This is a genomic window from Bacteroides sp. 11BF (genome assembly GCF_019633765.1).
Lineage (GTDB): Bacteria > Bacteroidota > Bacteroidia > Bacteroidales > Bacteroidaceae > Bacteroides > Bacteroides hominis.
Map to the genome: position 1 here is coordinate 118,782 of NZ_JAFKPJ010000007.1, position 18,338 is coordinate 137,119.

An 18,338-nucleotide genomic window follows, 5' to 3' on the forward strand; every position below is an offset into this window, starting at 1 on the left:
AGTAACCGAACGTTTTCCAAAATCTGCTTTTTATTGCATTTAAGGAGTTAGACAGTTAAAGTTACTAAAAATGACACAAATAATTGTACTAATGTGAATTACGCTCAATTTCTAATTTCCACTTTTCAGGTTTACATTTTTTGCATCATGGTTACATAGCATCGTTTATATGCGTAACATTTACCCGACTGCCATCATATTAAAAAGTGAGTTTGCAAATTCAATTGAACGAAGAGCTTAGAATTATGATACAGATAATAAGCGTGTTATAAGTTTTTCTGAGAAAACTGCTTTCTGGACCGTTTTTTCCTTTGCCGATAATTTGTAAATCTTCATCTTTGCAGTGTTGATCAACGAAACATGAATGAAACGTAGTAGTAACATTAGTAAAGAAGGAGAAAAATTATGCCTTTATTTTATAGAGCGAGACAATCGCAGTTGAAAACTAAAGAGGGAAAGAAACAGTGGCACCTCACTCTGGTGAAAGTTGGAAAAATGGTAACCTCACAACAGTTGGCCGAAGTAATAGCTGAAAAATCATCGTTGACACCGGGTGATGTTCATAATGTGATTCGTAACCTGATGACTGCCATGCGTAAAGAATTGTTGAATAGCCGTTCGGTACGTCTGGAGGGATTAGGCACTTTCACGATGAAAGCTTGTACACAAGGGCATGGAGTGGATCAAGAGGAGGAGGTGAATCCGAATCAGGTGGCGGCTCTTCGTTGTCTGTTTACTCCGGAATATACTCGTCCCGCAGCTATCGGCACTACCCGTGCTTTGCTTCAGGGAGTGGAATTCCAGAAAGTCAGTGCGATAGGGGGAGCAATTAATGGTGGATCGGGTAGTGGAGATGGAGATATTGTAGATGATCCGACAGCTTGATAAAGTTTATTGCAGATATAATAATGATTGCAAATGAAAGGAGGTATGAAGAATATGAAGAAAACGGGATGGAATATTATATTGAAGTTGATTATTGCTGTGGCAAGTGCTGTAGCCGGTGTAATCGGTGGGCAGGCTATGACATTATAAAGCGGAATTAATAACCAAACAGGGTGAACTCCCGATAGCCATTAAAGGCTTTCGGGAGTTTTTCTTTTCCCCATGATCTTGTCTATAATCAGAGCGATGGCTCCATCACCGGTTACGTTACAAGCTGTACCGAAACTGTCCATAGCGATATAAAGGGCGATCATCAATGCCTGAGCCGATTCATCGAAACCGAGCATGGACTGGAGGATGCCTAAAGAAGCCATAATAGCACCTCCGGGGACACCGGGAGCAGCAACCATCGTGATGCCAAGCATGAAAATGAAACCTGCAAACAAGGAAAAATCGAAAGGCATGCCTTGCATCATCATTAAGGCTAAAGCGCAGGCCACAATCTTCAGGGTACTTCCGGATAAATGGATAGTGGCACAAAGCGGGATAACGAATCCGGCTATATCGGCTGATACACCGTTCTTCTTGGTCTGTTCGAGTGTAACAGGGATGGTGGCAGCTGATGACTGAGTGCCTAAAGCGGTGAAATAAGCCGGCAGCATCCGTCCCAACAAGCGGAACGGGTTTTTGCGGACAAACAATGCTGCAACAGAATACTGGAAGACCAACAGAAAGATGTGCAGTACAAAAATGACGCCAATGATCTTAATAAATACCATCAGGATGGAGAATACTTGTCCGGAATGTGTCATGTTGAGGAAGATGCCAAAGATATAAATGGGCAGTAATGGGAGGATAACTGCACTGATCATGCGTACGATGATCTCCTGGAAGTCGCGTGCTACGTTTTTCAAAGCGTCACTGTGCAGACTGGCAAGTCCTAAGCCGAGGGTAAAGGCAAGGACAAGTGCGGTCATGACATTCATCAACGGTGGGATGGCGACCGAGAAATAAGGTAGAATACCTTGGGCCTCACTTACCTCGTCGAGAGGTGCTCCCGGCGTAATAAGTGAGGGAAAAACGGCAGCTCCGGTGAAATAGGAGAGGAAGCCGGAGAAAAGAGTGGCACCGTAGGCAATGAGTGCGGTGACAAGTAGCATTCGTCCGGCTCCTTTACCAATATCGGCAATGGCAATGGTGACCAGGCCGAGGATGATCAGAGGAATGGAGAAATTGAGGAACTCTCCAAAGATGGAGTTGAAGGTCACGAACAGCCGTACCAAAGGCGTCGGCAGGAAATTTCCGATAGCGATACCAAGTATAATAGCTATGATGATACGTGGTAAAAGTCCGATGTGTATTTTCTTCATTACGAGTTTTTAGAAGTTTGTTACAAAAGTAATATTTTATTCTGAAACTATCCGAACAAATATTTTCGATATGTGTTATAGATAATAAGAAATAGAACAAAATATCAACTGATTTAGATAAATATTACAATTATGGCAACTCAGAATAAAACAGATATAGGCCTGATTGGTTTAGCTGTAATGGGAGAAAATTTAGCCTTGAACATGGAAAGTAGAGGATGGAGCGTATCGGTGTATAATCGTACGGTGCCCGGTGTGGAAGAAGGCGTGGTGGAACGTTTTATGAATGGAAGGGCTAAAGATAAGCATATAGAGGGGTTTACGGACATAAAAGATTTTGTGAATTCAATTGCTGTACCTCGTAAGATTATGATGATGGTGCGTGCCGGTAGTCCGGTGGACGAATTGATGGAGCAACTTTTCCCATACCTTTCTCCGGGTGATATATTGATTGACGGAGGTAACTCAAATTATGAAGATACGAACCGCAGAGTGAAACTGGCAGAGTCGAAGGGATTTCTGTTCGTCGGTGCCGGTGTGTCGGGCGGAGAAGAGGGGGCTTTGAATGGAGCTTCTATTATGCCGGGCGGTTCGGAAAAGGCATGGGAGGAGGTAAAACCTATTTTGCAGAGTATTGCTGCCAAAGCTCCCGATGGAAGTCCGTGCTGCCAGTGGGTGGGACCTGCCGGGTCGGGACACTTTGTGAAGATGATCCATAACGGAATAGAGTATGGTGATATGCAGTTGATTGCTGAAGCTTATTGGGTGATGAAGAAATTATTGGATATGCCTAATGAAGAAATGGCGTCTGTGTTTGCCCGTTGGAATGAAGGTAAGTTGCGGAGTTATCTGATAGAAATCACAGGCAATATACTCCGTCATAAAGATAATACAGGAGCCTATCTGATCGATAAAATTCTGGATGCTGCCGGACAGAAGGGGACAGGCAAATGGTCGGTGATCAACGCCATGGAATTAGGTATGCCATTGGGATTGATTGCTACGGCTGTTTTTGAACGTAGCCTGTCGGCACAGAAGGAACTCCGTGAGACGGCTGCCCGTCAGTACCAATGTGAGCATTCGATGGCTGTATATAATAAACAGGATACGGAAAAAGAAATATTTGCGGCGTTGTATGCTTCGAAACTGGTTTCGTATGCACAAGGATTTGCGGTATTGCAGCGTGCTTCCGATGCATTTGGATGGAATCTTGATTTGGCTTCGATTGCACGGATGTGGAGAGGTGGATGCATTATTCGTAGTATTTTCCTGAATGATATTGCTGCTGCATTTGAGGCAAAAGAAAAACCGGAACATTTGCTGCTGGCTCCATATTTTGAGCAAGAAATCAAAGGATTGTTGTCCGGATGGAAGAATCTGGTGGCGCAGGCTATGCGTGAAGAACTACCTGTTCCGGCTTTCTCCTCAGCTTTGAATTATTTCTATTCGTTAGTGTCGGCTGACCTTCCGGCCAATCTGATACAGGCACAGCGCGATTATTTCGGTGCTCATACATTTGAGCGGAAAGATGAGCTACGAGGAGTCTTTTTCCATGAAAACTGGACTGGATATGGAGGAGATACAAAGTCGGGTACGTATAATGTATAAGCAAAAAAGAAATATGAGTAAATTTGTAATGACTATCTTTGGTGCTTCGGGTGACTTGACGAAGCGTAAGTTGATGCCGGCGTTGTATTCGTTGTACATAGGCAAGCGTCTTCCGGAGGAATTTGAAATTCTCGGGGTGGGACGTACGGTTTATGAGGATGCGGACTATCGGACTTACATTTATAATGAGATGGAGAAATTTGTGAAGTCTGAAGAGCAGGACAAGGAGAAGATGAAGGCTTTTGTTGCACATCTTCACTATCTGGCAATAGACCCGGCACTGGAAAGCGGATACGGACAACTTCGGCTGCGAATTGAAGAACTAAGCGGGGACAGTCGGCCGGATGATTTGTTGTTTTATCTGGCTACACCTCCATCATTGTATGGCGTGATTCCGTTACATCTGAAATCAGTACATCTGAATGAAGGTCGTGCGCGGATTATTGTTGAAAAGCCTTTTGGGTATGATCTGGAGTCGGCCGAGAAACTGAATCGAATTTATGCTTCCGTATTTGATGAACATCAGATTTACCGAATCGATCATTTCTTAGGTAAAGAAACTGCTCAGAATTTGTTGGCTTTTCGTTTTGCAAATGGTATTTTCGAACCTTTATGGAACCGTAACTATATAGATTATGTGGAAGTAACCGCCGTGGAAAATCTCGGAATCGAGCAACGCGGCGGTTTTTATGATACTACGGGTGCTCTTCGGGATATGGTGCAGAATCATCTGATCCAGTTGGTGGCACTTACTGCTATGGAGCCTCCCGCTGTGTTCAATGCAGATAACTTCCGTAATGAAGTGGTGAAAGTATACGAGTCTCTGACTCCTTTGACTGAAACGGATCTGAACGAACACATTGTCCGGGGACAATATACAGCCGGAGGAAACAAAAGAGGGTACCGGGAAGAGAAGAATATAGCATCGGACTCGCGCACCGAAACTTATATCGCCATGAAACTGGGGATCAGTAACTGGAGGTGGAGCGGAGTGTCTTTCTATATCCGGACAGGCAAACAAATGCCGACGAAAGTGACGGAGATTGTCGTACACTTCCGTGAAACTCCGCATCAGATGTTCCATTGTGCGGGTGGTAATTGTCCGAGGGCAAATAAACTGATTCTTCGCTTGCAGCCCAATGAAGGTATTGTATTGAAATTTGGTATGAAAGTGCCGGGACCGGGATTTGAGGTCAAACAGGTTACAATGGATTTCAGTTATGATCAGTTGGGAGGGGTGCCCGGAGGAGATGCTTATGCCCGCCTGATAGAAGACTGTATTCTGGGTGATCAGACCCTCTTTACACGAAGTGATGCCGTAGAAGCATCCTGGCATTTCTTTGACCCTATTTTGCGTTATTGGAATGAACATCCCGAGGCACCGCTATACGGCTATCCGGCAGGAACTTGGGGACCTTTGGAAAGTGAAGCTATGATGCATGAACATGGTGCCGACTGGACCAATCCATGTAAGAATTTAACAAACACAGATCAATACTGCGAATTATGAAACCCTATATTTTCCCTTCGTCCATAGAGACGGCACGCGCACTGATATTACATTTGGTGAAACTGATGTTAGATGAACCGGACAGAACCTTCTGCATTGCATTCAGTGGCGGAAGCACTCCGGCACTGATGTTTGATTTATGGGCGAATGAATATACGGATATCACTCCTTGGGAACGATTGAAAGTGTTTTGGGTCGACGAGCGTTGTGTGCCTCCTGAGAATTCGGATAGTAATTATGGGATGATGAGGTCGTTGCTGCTGAGTATCGTACCTATTCCGTACGAGAATGTGTTTCGTATCCAGGGAGAGAATAATCCAAAGAAAGAGGCTGCCCGCTATTCGAAACTGGTAATGAAGGAGGTGCCGGTGAAGAACGGTTTTCCGGTGTTCGATGTAGTATTGTTGGGAGCAGGTAATGACGGGCATACATCGTCTATTTTTCCGGGGCAGGAAGAACTGCTTTCGACAGATCATATATATGAGGCGAATTTTAATCCGAATAACGGGCAAAAGAGGATAGCTCTGACAGGAATGCCGATTTTGAATGCGCGTAGAATCATCTTCCTGATAACGGGAAGAGTGAAGGGACCGGTTGTAGAAGACATCTTTTATTCGGGAGATACGGGTCCGGCTGCTTACATAGCCCATCATGCTGACAATGTGGAGCTGTTCATGGATAACGCGGCGGCGGAAAAGATTATCCGCAGATAAAAAACAAAAACCGTCCGACCTTCACAGGCCGGACGGTTTTTGTTCTATTTTTGAATACGTTATTTACATACAACAATTAAACAGTATGATAATTAAAATAACAACTCAACAAAATGGAATCCGGGAGAATCACTTCGGCCGGATTGGCTTATCTCACTTAAATGTGACTTACGTAATAATTATGACTAATTAATGTATGGCAAAGATAGGTGGTTTTTTGCTTTGGGGCAATCACTCGATTTAGGTATTGTGAAGAGGGTTATCACTATAAGTAGGGATTGAGCCGGCCGGAAAGGAGGAGTGTGTTTTGTTTTATGCTCTTTAAGTTGTAAATTTGCGGAAAAACAAGAGTAATATGGAATATAAGTTTGACGAACAGAGTGTGAAAGAATTAATGGAATGGGCGCAAGCTGCACAGCTGCCTCAAGAGCTGGAACTGAGTAAGGCAGAGCGTATTTTTGATGTGAAGCTTTGTGTGGAATCTGATTTATCCTGTATCAGAGCTCACTATCCGGATGCTTTTTACAATCCTGCTATTACTCGCCTGTATCGTATCAAGGAGAAGCTGGAGGAGAAGTGACTTCCGGATATGAGTAAGTGACTTAAAAGTATGTAATCAATTTGCGATTCTGTGGAATTTTTCCACAATAAATGTGGAATACTCCTTTATATTCCACTATTCCAATGAAAGCTGTTTTTATATAATTACTTGAAAATGAGTTGTCGATCTGGATTGGCATATGTCTGGCATGTGTATTGCATTATAATATTCAGATGTTTAGTTATAGTTAGTAGATCTAGAACAATTAAGTTTTCAAGAATTATGAAAAAGGTATTAGTAGCATTGGTAATAGTAATGGGATTGGGATTTTCAGTAGTAAAAGCAGATGAACCTCTAAAGAAAAAATCTGCGAAAGTGGAACAGAGGGACTCACGGGAAGATTTTACGCCAATCGAGGTTAATAATCTTCCTGAGGCAGTGATTGATGAGTTATCCTGTGAGGGAGCACTGATTAAAGAGGCTTTTATAGCCTATAGTCGTTCGGAAGGTAAACTTTACAAAGTGATTATATTATCGAGCGATTTTCATGAACAGGCAGTGTTCTTGAATGAAAGAGGGAATATACTGAATAGATAGTTTCCCAATCTTTGAAGAAAGCACACAACTGAATTTATGTTAAGCCTCGGTTCGAAAGAACCGGGGCTATTTTTTTGTTCAAGAGAAATGATTCTGTATTTGAGAGGTAAATAGAATGGTTTGAAATTTATAATTGTTTCCGCCTTTTCTCTTTCATACTTTTGTACTGTAAGCTTACAAGAGACAGGAGATTTATAGGCGGATTCTGAAAAGCCTGATAGAAAGAGTAAGAACAAAAAAAGAGTTTTATGGCGAGAATCAATGGTAAATTGGCAGGGGATTTTTTTATGAAAGGCATGATTAAGGCGCTACCTGATTGGTTTGTTGTATTAGGTTCATATGGTAGCAATGGAAAAAATCAAAGAATGGTAGGAGCGCTTTCAATAGATGATGAATTGAATGCATATTGGGGTTGAATATGGGAATTCGATATATAAACTATCAGGATCGTTTAGAAAATGCTTATTGCGGCGGGTATGCTTTGGCAGCCATGATTAATCTGTTCGATTCGTCACTGACTCCGGATAAACCGTATGGTAAAAGTATTTATGATCAGATTCAGGCCATACAGCGTGCAACTCTCAATAATAACAGGAAATGTTTTATTGATAGGATGACTCGATATTTGCATGATCGGAATATTGAAGGTACATACTCTCTGCCTTCCTCGGTCTCTATGTATGCAAAAAATATGGGATTGAATCCGAGAGTCTGTTATAATGAGTCAAAGTTGAAAGAGAATCTGGTATCCGTAATAAATAATATAGGTTTAGAACAATTTAATGTTGATGATTTGATAGGGGAAGAGATATCTCTGATAGTCTCTTCGGGAATACCAGTTGTTGAAAATGTTACTAATTTTTCTATCATGAACTCTCTGGCATTGGTGGAAGGGGGAATGCATTGGATTGCTATTGGCGATATAAAAGTCACGAGTGGAGAAAATATGTATTACGATCCTGAATCAGTGGGGAAACCTCCTTATGAATATTCTGGCTTAAACATTGTATTGAATCATTTTCAGTGATTTTTTATAGGCGGGTTCCGAAAAGCCTTGAATAGAGTAGGAAAAGCTTAAGGGTATTATAATATGAAAGTATGTATGTCGTCTAAAAAGAGAAACAATGGTTCTGTTGCTAAAATTCAAGGTCATTACTACAATAATAATGATGACTCTTGTTTTCAGGAAATAAAGGAAATGGCCCCAATTTCTATTAAAGCTTGTAAGGGGAATCAGTTGCTTATTACGCTTACCGTTTTGGATACTTGGTGTGAGAAAGCCGGTGACGGAGCATGGTTTGCTATTAAAGTTAATAATAAAATTGTAGCACGGGGATTGTATTCCGTGGCAATGGATGGACAACGTGTTCCCATTACTTTACAGGCAATGGTTGATGTCACTTCGTTGGAAGAAGATATTACGATCAGGGCTATGTGGTGTAATTGTGAGGGAACTTCCGGCAGAGCTTGCTGCATAGGAGAATTCTCAGAATCAATACTTACTGTGTTAGTGAATGACTGGAATGTAGTTAATTCAAAATTAGAAGAAATGACTAAGAATTTATCTAAAATTCAGGTCTGAAATAAGGCGGACAACGATAAGTCATGGATTATACGGGCAGTGAATTAATGGCGGCATTTGTTCACTGCCCGTTTTGTCGGATTTATCAAAAAAGTAAATAAAAAAGTCATATCTACTTTATGGAAGTTATAATTATGGGTGGTATTATTTACGGGTTTCAGAATAATTCATATCTTTGAAGCTGTAACTAAAACTAATCAATAATGAAGCAAATACATTTAGATTGCCTGGCAGTGAAGCTGTTTCTCTTTTTTTCTCTTTTTAGTTTGCCGTCCGGGGCACAGAACATTTTTCAGAAATACGATCGTTTCCTGACGGAACCTCGTTCATACATGTGTTATCGTGTGGACGGTAAACTGAAAATAGATGGTAAACTGGATGAAGTTTCATGGCAGAAGGCAAAATCGACAGCTCCGTTTGTAGATATCAGTGGCGAAGGATTCCCTACGCCCAAATATGAAACTACAGCTAAGATGTTGTGGGATGATGAATATTTGTATGTCGGGGCAATTTTACAGGAAGACGACATCAAGGCACGTCTTACTCAGCGGGATACCATTATTTACTATGATAATGATTTTGAGGTTTTTATAGATCCTGATTGGGATGGACACAACTATTTTGAAATAGAGACCAATGCCCGGGGTGTTATATTCGATTTGATGCTGGACAAGCCTTATCGGTCGGGAGGCAACTTTATGGTGCAATGGGATTGTCCGGGATTAAAGTTGGCTATTCATCGTGAAGGTACGTTGAATAAATCGAAAGACAAAGATAAATATTGGAGTGTGGAGATGGCTATTCCTCATAAGGCATTGACTATGAATTTTAACAACCCGTTGAAAGCAGGCAATTGCTGGCGAATTAACTTCTCACGGGTACAGTGGTTGAAAGCCGGAGGGCCTGAAGAAAATTGGGTTTGGACACCTACGGGAAAGGTGGATATGCACATGCCGGATCGTTGGGGATATTTGTTTTTCGCTGACGAGGCAGTAGGAGCGCCCGAACGTACTGTTGCGCTACCGTATAATACTGCTGTGTATAAACTGCTTTGGGCTATGTTCTATGCACAGCAGGAGAGATATGCAAAAGAGAAAAACTATTTACGTACGGAAAAAGATTTTTTCCTGACGGATGCGGAGTTGAAAGGACTCCCGCAGGGTGCGCAAATCTCAGTTGAGGCTACCCGGAATACATACCAGATAGCTATTACTGTTCCGGGTGAAAACAAGCGTTACGTTATTAATAATGAAGGACGTTTCTGGACAGAGAAGATTGCTCCGCGTCAGGTGAAGAACTGGGTATGGACACGTATAAATAAGAATAAAAGTGAAGCAGATTACCGTCAGTGGTTTGCTTTGCTTAAGGAGTGCGGAATCAGTGGGGTGATGTTTGAAGGGTATGATGAAAATCTATATCGCATGTGTAAAGAAGCCGGTCTTGAGGCCCATTTCTGGAAATGGACAATGAATCGTGCGGAACTGCTGAACGTGCATCCCGATTGGTTTGCGGTGAACCGCAAGGGGGAATCTACGCATGATAAACCTGCTTATGTGGATTATTACCGTTTTCTCTGTCCTAACCATGAAGGAGTGGCGCAATACCTGGCGGATGATTATGTGAAAATAGCTCATTTGCCTTATGTAGATGGGGTACATCTGGATTATGTTCGTTTTCCGGATGTGGTTCTGCCTGTCAGTTTGTGGAAAAATTATGGCATAGAGCAGACGAGTGAACATCCTGAATATGATTATTGCTATTGTGAGGTTTGTCGTGCCAAGTTTAAGGCGCAGACGGGACGTGATCCGTTGGAATTGAAGTATCCGATGGAAGATCAGTCATGGATCAATTTTCGTTTGGATGCCATTACCCGTGTTGTAGACCGGATTACTGAAGCGGTGAAAGCTGACGGAAAAGCAATTTCTGCCGCAGTATTCCCGGGACCTTCTATGGCCAAGAAGATGGTACGTCAGGATTGGGGAAATTGGACACTGGATGCTTATTTCCCGATGATCTATAACGGCTTTTATTACGAAGGGCCGGAGTGGATCGGACGTTCGGTTCAAGAGAGTGTGAAGACGGTTGACGGACGTGCGAAAGTGTATGCAGGATTGATGTTTCCTGATATAAAAAATGATTTTGAGAAAGCATTGGATGAGGCGTTTGATAATGGCGCGTCCGGTGTCTCTTTCTTTGACGGACCATCGGACGAATATCTTCATAAATTTAAAGCCTATCTGGATAAGAAGGGATTAAAAACGGAATAAAGCCTGTGAAATATGAATGCTTTAATCAAATGTTATAAAGGATAACAATATGCCTATTATCGAAATATCATCCTTGTCCCATCCCGGAGTAGAGATATTCAGTACCCTTACCGAAGCTCAGTTGCGTAATCGCCTCGAGCCTGAAAAGGGGTTGTTTATAGCGGAAAGTCCCAAAGTCATTAAAGTGGCTTTGGATGCAGGCTATGAACCTTTAGCGATTTTGTGTGAGCAAAAACATATCACGGGGGATGCTGCGAATATCATTGAACGCTGTGGTGATATACCCGTCTATACAGGTGACAGAGAACTGCTTGCTACGCTGACCGGATACGTTTTGACACGTGGTGTACTTTGTGCCATGCGTCTTCCGGTTCTGCGAAGTATGGAGGAAGTATGCCGGAGAGCCAGGCGCATCGTGATCATAGACGGGGTGGTGGATACTACCAATATCGGTGCCATCTTCCGTTCGGCGGCCGCTCTCGGAATAGATGCGGTATTGCTTACGCGCAACTCTTGTAGTCCATTAAACCGACGTGCGATCCGGGTGTCTATGGGGGCGGTCTTCCTTGTACCATGGACTTGGCTGGATGGTCCTCTCAGTGATCTGGCTCGGTGGGGCTTCCGTACGGTTGCCATGGCGCTTACGGATAATTCTATTTCCATCGATGATCCTGTGCTGACAACCGAACCCAAGTTGGCTATTGTGATGGGTACCGAGGGAAACGGGCTCTCGCATGAGAGGATTGCCGAAGCGGACTATATCGTTCGCATCCCTATGTCACATGGGGTCGATTCGCTCAATGTGGCTGCTGCGTCTGCCATCGCTTTCTGGCAACTTCGTGCTGAGAAAGAGTATTAGTGAATACAAAGAGTAATGTATAATGTAGAAGAACAGAAATGAAAGATAACGAGTAAGGCAGCCTCATAAGGCTGCCTTACTTTATAAATTGTAATAAGGAATATATTAATTCCCTCTGTATGTAGAATACCCGTTGGCTGACATAGTAATGGGAATATGATAATGCTTTTTGCCTTCAATTCTAAATATAACTTCGACAAACGGATAGATTGATTTTAAGCCTTGTTTCAGGAAATAAGGCTCTGTATAAAATTTAAGCATATATATACCTGTATTATCCTCTATGTCTGGTAAAAAATTGGAGATTCTTCCATTTACATCAGTCTTGCCGGTTGCAATCTGTTTCCATTGGCTTGGAGTGGAAGGATTTAATTTATAGAGGGTGATGTCAACTCCTTGTGCCGGTTCTCCTTTACTAATATCAAGTATGTGTGTACTTAGCTGATGGCTTTCTGTTTGGGCATAGATAGAGAAGGGCAGGAGGGATAAAATAATAATTACCGAGAATTTCTTGATTAGTTGCGTCATATCTGTTTTCGTTATTATGATTATATAATTAACAAATAAATTGAATTTATGTTTGGTTTGGATCAAAGATGGATCTTTATGATCTTGGTGAGTAGTAGATTATACAGCCCCCGAGTATTGCTACCAAGGCACCAATAATATCATACTTAGTCGGAGTATATTTGTCGAAAATGAAAGCCCATATAAGAGATAAAGCAATAAAGAATCCCCCATAGGTTGCATATACTTTTGCGAAATTAGCGGTTTGTAAGGTGGCTATAATACCATATAAAACGAGAATTATCCCACCTGATATACCATACCATACCGACTTACCCTCTTTAACTGACAACCATACCAGATATCCGCCACCAATTTCACAAATGCCGGCAAGTATGAAGACTAAAATAGTTCTTAATATAAGCATATATTCATTTTTTTATTATTGGGTCACAAATATAGTTTAAAAAGAGAAGGATGAAATCAACTGGCTTCGATTTACATTCTCAAATTTGCTATGCCGGGAGGGATGCCGCTTGATATCCCGTCAATGATTGTACACTGAATACAGGGTACATCATGACCGGAACATCAATGCGGCAATTAATTTTTAGTCGATTCCCGGCTCTCTCCGGTCTTAATCGTAAAAGGGCTGTTAATTGTTGGTTAATATTTCTACAGCCTGTTTTAACGTGCGATCAATATGGGTATAAGGTGAAAGGGCCATTTCATAAATTTCTTCTTCGGTTAGTGGTTCCATTAGGAAGTCCGGTTTAATCCCGATCCCTTCTATTACAGTATGAGTTGCATCCTGCATTGCAAGTAAAGGCATATAAAACTCTAAGTAATCACCGACTTTACCTCTCAGCCCTCCGTTAAACTGATCCGAATCTCCTAATCCGGCAGTTGCACCGGCACTATAATGTCCTACGACAGTGACATGTTTCCCCTGGCTTTTTAGCATTAGGGTACTGATTTCAGACATACTTGCACTGTTCTTGTCTAAGAGAATAACTACCGGTATTTCTTTTTTTATCCCAATGTCTGTTGGCTTTGTCATGCAGGGTGTCCATGGGGTATAACTGAATGGATTATTGTCTTCTTTGAACCTTTGGTAGCCAAAGATGGCGTCTTTGGTGATAAAGCGATCTGTAAATGTTCTTGCATCAAGAACCATACCACCACCGTTTCCTCTAAGATCCAGTATTATCTTTTTTATATCCCCGTTTTTGAGGGGTACCAGGAAATTCTTATAGAAATCTATCTTATATTGATTGTTGATAACATTATCTATATCCGAGAGAAAAATTGTATACTCACATGCCAATTGTAAATGCTCGGTCGAGCGTTGTTTAAACCACTTGGTATAATTCGGATTTAGTTTAAACTCTTCCAGGCCGCTTAGCTGTAATAGCTCTAAATTTATATTGGGTGCATTCTTTTGGGCTTTGAGTAATGCCTCGACAAAACTCTCGTCTATAGTTTCAGATTGCTTAAAGTTCTCTATTTTTTTTATTGCATCTTGCGCGATCTCGGACATCATAAAAGAGTTAAACTTATCTATATACTCTATAGACTTCTCAATCAGGACACTTTTTACAGCAGGGTCTTTTATTTTCGCTTCAATGGTATCTCTTATCTCTTTTCCTGTTAAATAATACGGACTTTTATCATCTATAACCAAGTATTCATCACCAAAAGAAACTATATAATCATTACTTATTGTAAACGACTTAAAACCGAAATAGTATATGTCGGGATTGTCTGATAAGAAGCCACCTAACATATCATTTTTATGTCCAAATACTCCTGTGTCAGGTTGTATCTTAGATTTCATATATTCATACTTTAGATCAAAAGGATAAGCATATATCTTGTCTTTACTCTTCATTCCACCATAAAAAATGGTGCTTTTGAAATAACTATGTGACACGGGAAGTGCTATTTTTACATAGAAATGCCGGTCTATGATAGGATCAATGATTTCTGTAAAGTATTCTATTGCTTTGTTACAATCATCTGATATTTCAGCTTTGGTATACTGTTTATCCCTGTTAAACGTTTTTAATTCTTTGAACTTTGGAGTATATTCTTTATATATTGCTTCCCAGTTCAAACTACTCTGCTCGTAAAAATAATTGTATTTCTGGTTCATTGTATTCCAAAACACATCGAACAGGTCAGAATATGATTTTATATCACTTGCTGTATACCGTGTTGGTTCTTTGGTTGATTCTGTAACGTCTTCAACGCAACTTCCAGAAATAAAGAGCACAAGAAATAAAAGAAAGAAGTGACGTAATGTCCAATTATATTTTTTAGTTTTCATAATCTATAGTTTTAGAATTTATAGGCGACGCCCAATGATATTATGTTTGAGATTCTTCTCGATTTACGATTCGAAGAAGTTTTTGCTTTGTATATGTCGGTTAGACCATACTGATAGGTATATGAAGCAAAAACATCGATCTTCTTAAAAGAATAACCGATTTCTCCTGTGCCCTCTATCCCGAACAGGTTTCTTTTCAAGTTATTTTCATTTCGCTTGAAATCATACGTTTCATTCACTTGAGCTCTGATATAGGAACCGTCTTTCTGTAATTGTGCAAAGATCGGGTATTCTCCTTTCCGGTGCATTCTTGTAAAGTATTCATAGTAAACACCGCCTTGAATTTTGAGCCATACACCATTCTCTTTATAAGGGTTATTGAAAATATATAACCCTACATTCAGCGGTACATTCATAAAGTTGTTTTTATACAGTGTATGCGTTCCCGTAATATTATCCGTCTTTTTATATTCATAGTTTCTTTGTATGAATCCCAGACCTGTTCCCACAATAAAGTCTTTAAAGAAGTTATATTCAAGATTTACACCGGTTGCAACCCCTGTTTGGGTATTGTAACGTGTATTGACCAGATTGGAAACGTCGCTACTTAAAATACTCTTGGAGATACCGACATCCAAACTAACTTTTAATTTCTGTGCTTTTACAGATGAAGGAATTGTTATAATTCCTAACAGAATGAAAATTGCTACTTGTTTTTTCATAAAATTAATGTTTAAATTAAACAAAGAACCAAACGGATGTTGTGGTTCGAATAAGTAAATTATGGTGGATTAAATTAGGTATAATACGAACAGGTATCGACTGTGTATTAATGTTGTCACGAGAAACGTGCAACGGAACTGTATCATCAATGGGATTTTATGCTACTCAGATCCATAGCATGCTCAATCATATTCAGGTATCTTATGATTGAAATATCACTTGGCGAATTCTCCTTGTGGAAAGAATTCGCCTACATCTGATTATCTCTATAAACTTTAAATTTCTTCATATATATTCAGGTTTTGATTAAAATAGGTACTTCTATATTTTACAAAACTATTATTCTATGCTGAAAAACAAACACATTTCATTGCTTTTTTTTAAAATTTATATGAAAAATACCACAAATATGTTAGATGATATTGGTAATATTACTTTTTCGGTATCCATCTGACTGATGCTATTTCGTCTTTTTCTCTTCGATTTAAAAGAAATCTCCCGGTTTTCGGAAGGCCAATATGCTCATCAGAAATTCATAATTGTTTCCGCTCTTTTTATCCCATATTTTTGTATCGTAAGCTTGCAGAAATAGTTAAAACGTATAGGCGGGTTTCGAAAAGCCTTTGATAGAGTAGAATAATATTTTTAGGGTTATGAATGAAAAGATAGATACAGCAGGTTTCAACATAGGAAATATTGCGGGTAACGGAAAAGCGGGCAACCTGCTTAATGTGAAAGGTATGAAGAGAGGAAATTGGAGTTATTTCTTTTCACCAATGGTGAGATTTGAGGAGAATGGTCAGAATTTTCTTTTTTCTCATAGTGCTGATGGAAATAAGATTAAGTTGTCATCTCTGACGTCAGAGGGAGAAGGTCAGGTTTTTATCGATGATAAATGGCATTGGTATTATAATTCTCAGGTTCCGTTTGTTGAGAATGGAAAAAATTACATATTCTGTTATAGTAACAGAGGAAATCGGTGGTTTATTTCTGAGTTATCTACAAAATGGAACGGTCAATCAGAATTGAGATGTGGCAATTGGGCACGCTATTACCCAAGTGTGACTGCATTTGTGCATTTGGGCAAACCTATTGCATATTTCCACAGCGAGAAAGATAGACGTTGGTTTATGTGGGAACTTTCTACAGATAGAAAAACAGACAAAGATTTAAATAATGGAAATCTTGATTCGTTTTATGATACGGTTACTTCGTGCAAAGAGAATCAAGCATGTTATATACTTGCACAAAGCAGCAAAACCAAGGAGTTCTTTATTTGTCCGGTACTTTAGTTGATGTGCTTTAAATGTTATGGGCGGGTTCTGAAAAGTGATCACAGGGTAGGAAGAAATATCCGAGGTAGTATGGAAATATATTGCTTGAGTAGTAAATCGGTAACCCTGGCACCTAAAGTAACTATCTCCAATATTGTGTAAACGGAAAACTACGCGATTCTCCTCGTTGTTTTTTTATAACCGTGTAAGGCTCCGGATCGAAAGATTCGGAGCTTATTGTGTATTTATTCCCCAAAGTGTGTGTCTATTCCCCATTTATTTCCCAATCTTTTTTTTATTATATTGAATGTAACTTGCTGTTTTATAGTTGCTTTGCGGCCTGTTAGTATTCTGGCATGTCCTTTGTCTTTTATTTGGCATAAGAGTTAGTTTTAATTATTCATACTAAAAAATTACGATTATGAAAAAGGTATTAGTAGCATTAGCAATGATTATGGGATTAGGCACTTCAGTAGCATTTGCCGGCGTATCGGGTGACACTTTAGCAGTAGAACAAACTCTGCAGACTCCTCAGGACGAATTTACAAAAGTTGCCGCAAAGGAACTTCCTACTCCTGTCATCAATGCATTGGCCAAAGATTATGAAGGTGCTTCTATAAAGGAGGCTTTCGTTTCGGAAAGAGAAGCCGGTAAGGTATATAAAGTGATTGTGACTGTAACCAAGGAAGATCAATCTACAGAAGATATCACTGTTCTTTTGAATGAGAAAGGTGAGATTGTGAAGGAATAGTGAGCTTTTCAACTTAATTTCTACTTTTATGGCCCTGGTTCTTAGGAATCGGGGCTTTCTCATTTAAGAGAAATCTCCCCGTTTCCAGAAGGTTAATCTGCTTATTTAAGATTTATAATTGTTCCCGGTTTCCTTCTCATATATCTTTCTTAGATAAAAATAGTCTTTGATTCGTTTTTATTAGTCAATAAGAATATGTAATGTTTATATACGAAGATAAGAAAAATGCTTGATTTTTCTCTTTTCAGATGGACTCTTCAAAGAGTTCTATTCTTACAGTCTGATAGACAACTTTGTTAATGATCGTATCTATTTAAGTTTCCGACAGCCCGTTCTATACCCTGACGATCAACCACTTGCATCGGATTATGGCAATGGCAGAAGAAATATCAACCTTCTGTCGGTTCTTCTTCAAATTTGGTGGTAAATTCTTTATTTCTTTATTTTCAAGTTGATAATTGTCCTTTTTGCTTACTTTAATAAGAAAAATAGACACCGGCTGAATAAGATAACTCAAGTTTTGGAAGTGAATTTGCGCCGTCTGAATCGGTATCTTCATCCTTATACCTTTCTTCAATTAACATTGTTAACGCCTTTTGCAGGTTGTCAGATTCTTGTGCGCAAATAACGAGTCTTTTGCATTTAAAGAACTTGTTATTCACATCCAAAGAACAAGCTTTAACTCTGTGTTAAAACAAAGCTTTTGAAGATAGAAATCATACTTTTTTAAAGATATTGATTTTCAGATGGTTTATCCTAAAATTCGCTTTTTCACCTCGCGGATGGACTCTTCGGTGGAAAGCCGGGATACTTGCTTTTTTG

The 18,338-nt window shown here is 40.1% G+C and carries 19 protein-coding genes; 14 read left to right on the forward strand and 5 right to left on the reverse strand.

Annotated features, from left to right (window positions below; all coding sequences use genetic code 11):
- Nucleotides 1–405 precede the first annotated feature (405 nt).
- Together JZY04_RS09265 and JZY04_RS09270 are read left to right on the forward strand one after the other, a co-directional pair.
- Nucleotides 406–885 carry an HU family DNA-binding protein gene (locus JZY04_RS09265; RefSeq protein ID WP_005776650.1) on the forward strand — a complete coding sequence of 160 codons (480 nt, stop codon included), beginning with the start codon at nucleotides 406–408 and terminating at the stop codon, nucleotides 883–885.
- A 54-nt stretch (nucleotides 886–939) separates the two neighbouring features.
- The gene (locus JZY04_RS09270) at nucleotides 940–1,035 is read left to right on the forward strand and encodes a smalltalk protein (RefSeq protein ID WP_005786866.1); all 96 of its coding nucleotides are present in this window, start codon (nucleotides 940–942) and stop codon (nucleotides 1,033–1,035) included.
- 41 nt (nucleotides 1,036–1,076) lie between these two features.
- Here the strand turns inward: JZY04_RS09270 and JZY04_RS09275 are convergent, their stop codons facing one another.
- Nucleotides 1,077–2,255 (reverse strand): dicarboxylate/amino acid:cation symporter, encoded by a 1,179-nt coding sequence (locus tag JZY04_RS09275; protein ID WP_022012978.1) that lies wholly within the window; start codon nucleotides 2,253–2,255, stop codon nucleotides 1,077–1,079.
- 132 nt (nucleotides 2,256–2,387) lie between these two features.
- Here JZY04_RS09275 and gnd point away from each other — a divergent pair, with 132 nt between their 5' ends.
- The 10 genes from gnd to JZY04_RS09325 all read left to right on the forward strand — a co-directional run bounded on the left by gnd (nucleotide 2,388) and on the right by JZY04_RS09325 (nucleotide 11,932).
- Nucleotides 2,388–3,863 (forward strand): decarboxylating NADP(+)-dependent phosphogluconate dehydrogenase, encoded by a 1,476-nt coding sequence (gnd, locus tag JZY04_RS09280; protein WP_220575409.1) that lies wholly within the window; start codon nucleotides 2,388–2,390, stop codon nucleotides 3,861–3,863.
- A 13-nt stretch (nucleotides 3,864–3,876) separates the two neighbouring features.
- A complete protein-coding gene (zwf, locus tag JZY04_RS09285) occupies nucleotides 3,877–5,373 on the forward strand; it encodes a glucose-6-phosphate dehydrogenase (RefSeq protein ID WP_122142019.1) in 1,497 nt (498 codons plus the stop codon).
- Complete coding sequence (pgl, locus tag JZY04_RS09290) at nucleotides 5,370–6,086, forward strand: 6-phosphogluconolactonase (RefSeq protein WP_005776655.1); 717 nt, start codon at nucleotides 5,370–5,372, stop codon at nucleotides 6,084–6,086. Before zwf ends, pgl begins: the two co-directional genes overlap by 4 nt.
- Before the next feature lie 355 nt (nucleotides 6,087–6,441).
- Nucleotides 6,442–6,666 (forward strand): hypothetical protein, encoded by a 225-nt coding sequence (locus tag JZY04_RS09295; protein WP_005776656.1) that lies wholly within the window; start codon nucleotides 6,442–6,444, stop codon nucleotides 6,664–6,666.
- A gap of 243 nt (nucleotides 6,667–6,909) precedes the next feature.
- Nucleotides 6,910–7,224 carry a hypothetical protein gene (locus JZY04_RS09300; protein WP_005776657.1) on the forward strand — a complete coding sequence of 105 codons (315 nt, stop codon included), beginning with the start codon at nucleotides 6,910–6,912 and terminating at the stop codon, nucleotides 7,222–7,224.
- Nucleotides 7,225–7,472: 248 nt separating this feature from the next.
- The gene (locus tag JZY04_RS09305) at nucleotides 7,473–7,640 is read left to right on the forward strand and encodes a hypothetical protein (RefSeq protein ID WP_181996290.1); all 168 of its coding nucleotides are present in this window, start codon (nucleotides 7,473–7,475) and stop codon (nucleotides 7,638–7,640) included.
- 2 nt (nucleotides 7,641–7,642) lie between these two features.
- Entirely contained in the window at nucleotides 7,643–8,251 is a 609-nt protein-coding gene (locus tag JZY04_RS09310) for a hypothetical protein (protein WP_122141933.1), read from the forward strand.
- A gap of 63 nt (nucleotides 8,252–8,314) precedes the next feature.
- Nucleotides 8,315–8,806 carry a hypothetical protein gene (locus JZY04_RS09315; RefSeq protein ID WP_122141934.1) on the forward strand — a complete coding sequence of 164 codons (492 nt, stop codon included), beginning with the start codon at nucleotides 8,315–8,317 and terminating at the stop codon, nucleotides 8,804–8,806.
- A gap of 203 nt (nucleotides 8,807–9,009) precedes the next feature.
- Nucleotides 9,010–11,073 carry a sugar-binding protein gene (locus tag JZY04_RS09320; RefSeq protein WP_122141935.1) on the forward strand — a complete coding sequence of 688 codons (2,064 nt, stop codon included), beginning with the start codon at nucleotides 9,010–9,012 and terminating at the stop codon, nucleotides 11,071–11,073.
- Nucleotides 11,074–11,122: 49 nt separating this feature from the next.
- A complete protein-coding gene (locus JZY04_RS09325; protein ID WP_122141936.1) occupies nucleotides 11,123–11,932 on the forward strand; it encodes an RNA methyltransferase in 810 nt (269 codons plus the stop codon).
- Between the two features lie 105 nt (nucleotides 11,933–12,037).
- Here the strand turns inward: JZY04_RS09325 and uraH are convergent, their stop codons facing one another.
- From uraH to JZY04_RS09345, 4 genes are all read right to left on the reverse strand, one after another.
- Nucleotides 12,038–12,460, reverse strand: a complete 423-nt coding sequence (gene uraH / locus JZY04_RS09330; protein WP_122141937.1) for a hydroxyisourate hydrolase — start codon at nucleotides 12,458–12,460, stop codon at nucleotides 12,038–12,040.
- A gap of 76 nt (nucleotides 12,461–12,536) precedes the next feature.
- Nucleotides 12,537–12,866, reverse strand: a complete 330-nt coding sequence (locus tag JZY04_RS09335) for a YnfA family protein (RefSeq protein WP_122141938.1) — start codon at nucleotides 12,864–12,866, stop codon at nucleotides 12,537–12,539.
- A 228-nt stretch (nucleotides 12,867–13,094) separates the two neighbouring features.
- Entirely contained in the window at nucleotides 13,095–14,768 is a 1,674-nt protein-coding gene (locus tag JZY04_RS09340) for a S41 family peptidase (protein ID WP_122141939.1), read from the reverse strand.
- Between the two features lie 11 nt (nucleotides 14,769–14,779).
- Nucleotides 14,780–15,514 carry an outer membrane beta-barrel protein gene (locus tag JZY04_RS09345; RefSeq protein WP_050503203.1) on the reverse strand — a complete coding sequence of 245 codons (735 nt, stop codon included), beginning with the start codon at nucleotides 15,512–15,514 and terminating at the stop codon, nucleotides 14,780–14,782.
- 630 nt (nucleotides 15,515–16,144) lie between these two features.
- On the opposite strand from JZY04_RS09345, the gene JZY04_RS09350 reads away from it, so the two are divergent.
- Nucleotides 16,145–16,783 carry a hypothetical protein gene (locus JZY04_RS09350; RefSeq protein WP_122141940.1) on the forward strand — a complete coding sequence of 213 codons (639 nt, stop codon included), beginning with the start codon at nucleotides 16,145–16,147 and terminating at the stop codon, nucleotides 16,781–16,783.
- A 403-nt stretch (nucleotides 16,784–17,186) separates the two neighbouring features.
- Nucleotides 17,187–17,516: a hypothetical protein gene (locus tag JZY04_RS09355; protein WP_005808813.1), complete on the forward strand. Its 330-nt coding sequence runs from the start codon at nucleotides 17,187–17,189 to the stop codon at nucleotides 17,514–17,516.
- Nucleotides 17,517–18,338: the final 822 nt, after the last annotated feature.

What these genes read in the sequence shown, in the direction of transcription:
- JZY04_RS09265 (WP_005776650.1), top strand. Translation starts at nt 406, where the DNA reads ATGCCTTTATTTTATAGAGCGAGACAATCGCAGTTGAAAACTAAAGAG.
- JZY04_RS09270 (WP_005786866.1), top strand. Translation starts at nt 940, where the DNA reads ATGAAGAAAACGGGATGGAATATTATATTGAAGTTGATTATTGCTGTG.
- JZY04_RS09275 (WP_022012978.1), bottom strand. Translation starts at nt 2,255, where the DNA reads ATGAAGAAAATACACATCGGACTTTTACCACGTATCATCATAGCTATT.
- gnd (WP_220575409.1), top strand. Translation starts at nt 2,388, where the DNA reads ATGGCAACTCAGAATAAAACAGATATAGGCCTGATTGGTTTAGCTGTA.
- zwf (WP_122142019.1), top strand. Translation starts at nt 3,877, where the DNA reads ATGAGTAAATTTGTAATGACTATCTTTGGTGCTTCGGGTGACTTGACG.
- pgl (WP_005776655.1), top strand. Translation starts at nt 5,370, where the DNA reads ATGAAACCCTATATTTTCCCTTCGTCCATAGAGACGGCACGCGCACTG.
- JZY04_RS09295 (WP_005776656.1), top strand. Translation starts at nt 6,442, where the DNA reads ATGGAATATAAGTTTGACGAACAGAGTGTGAAAGAATTAATGGAATGG.
- JZY04_RS09300 (WP_005776657.1), top strand. Translation starts at nt 6,910, where the DNA reads ATGAAAAAGGTATTAGTAGCATTGGTAATAGTAATGGGATTGGGATTT.
- JZY04_RS09305 (WP_181996290.1), top strand. Translation starts at nt 7,473, where the DNA reads ATGGCGAGAATCAATGGTAAATTGGCAGGGGATTTTTTTATGAAAGGC.
- JZY04_RS09310 (WP_122141933.1), top strand. Translation starts at nt 7,643, where the DNA reads ATGGGAATTCGATATATAAACTATCAGGATCGTTTAGAAAATGCTTAT.
- JZY04_RS09315 (WP_122141934.1), top strand. Translation starts at nt 8,315, where the DNA reads ATGAAAGTATGTATGTCGTCTAAAAAGAGAAACAATGGTTCTGTTGCT.
- JZY04_RS09320 (WP_122141935.1), top strand. Translation starts at nt 9,010, where the DNA reads ATGAAGCAAATACATTTAGATTGCCTGGCAGTGAAGCTGTTTCTCTTT.
- JZY04_RS09325 (WP_122141936.1), top strand. Translation starts at nt 11,123, where the DNA reads ATGCCTATTATCGAAATATCATCCTTGTCCCATCCCGGAGTAGAGATA.
- uraH (WP_122141937.1), bottom strand. Translation starts at nt 12,460, where the DNA reads ATGACGCAACTAATCAAGAAATTCTCGGTAATTATTATTTTATCCCTC.
- JZY04_RS09335 (WP_122141938.1), bottom strand. Translation starts at nt 12,866, where the DNA reads ATGCTTATATTAAGAACTATTTTAGTCTTCATACTTGCCGGCATTTGT.
- JZY04_RS09340 (WP_122141939.1), bottom strand. Translation starts at nt 14,768, where the DNA reads ATGAAAACTAAAAAATATAATTGGACATTACGTCACTTCTTTCTTTTA.
- JZY04_RS09350 (WP_122141940.1), top strand. Translation starts at nt 16,145, where the DNA reads ATGAATGAAAAGATAGATACAGCAGGTTTCAACATAGGAAATATTGCG.
- JZY04_RS09355 (WP_005808813.1), top strand. Translation starts at nt 17,187, where the DNA reads ATGAAAAAGGTATTAGTAGCATTAGCAATGATTATGGGATTAGGCACT.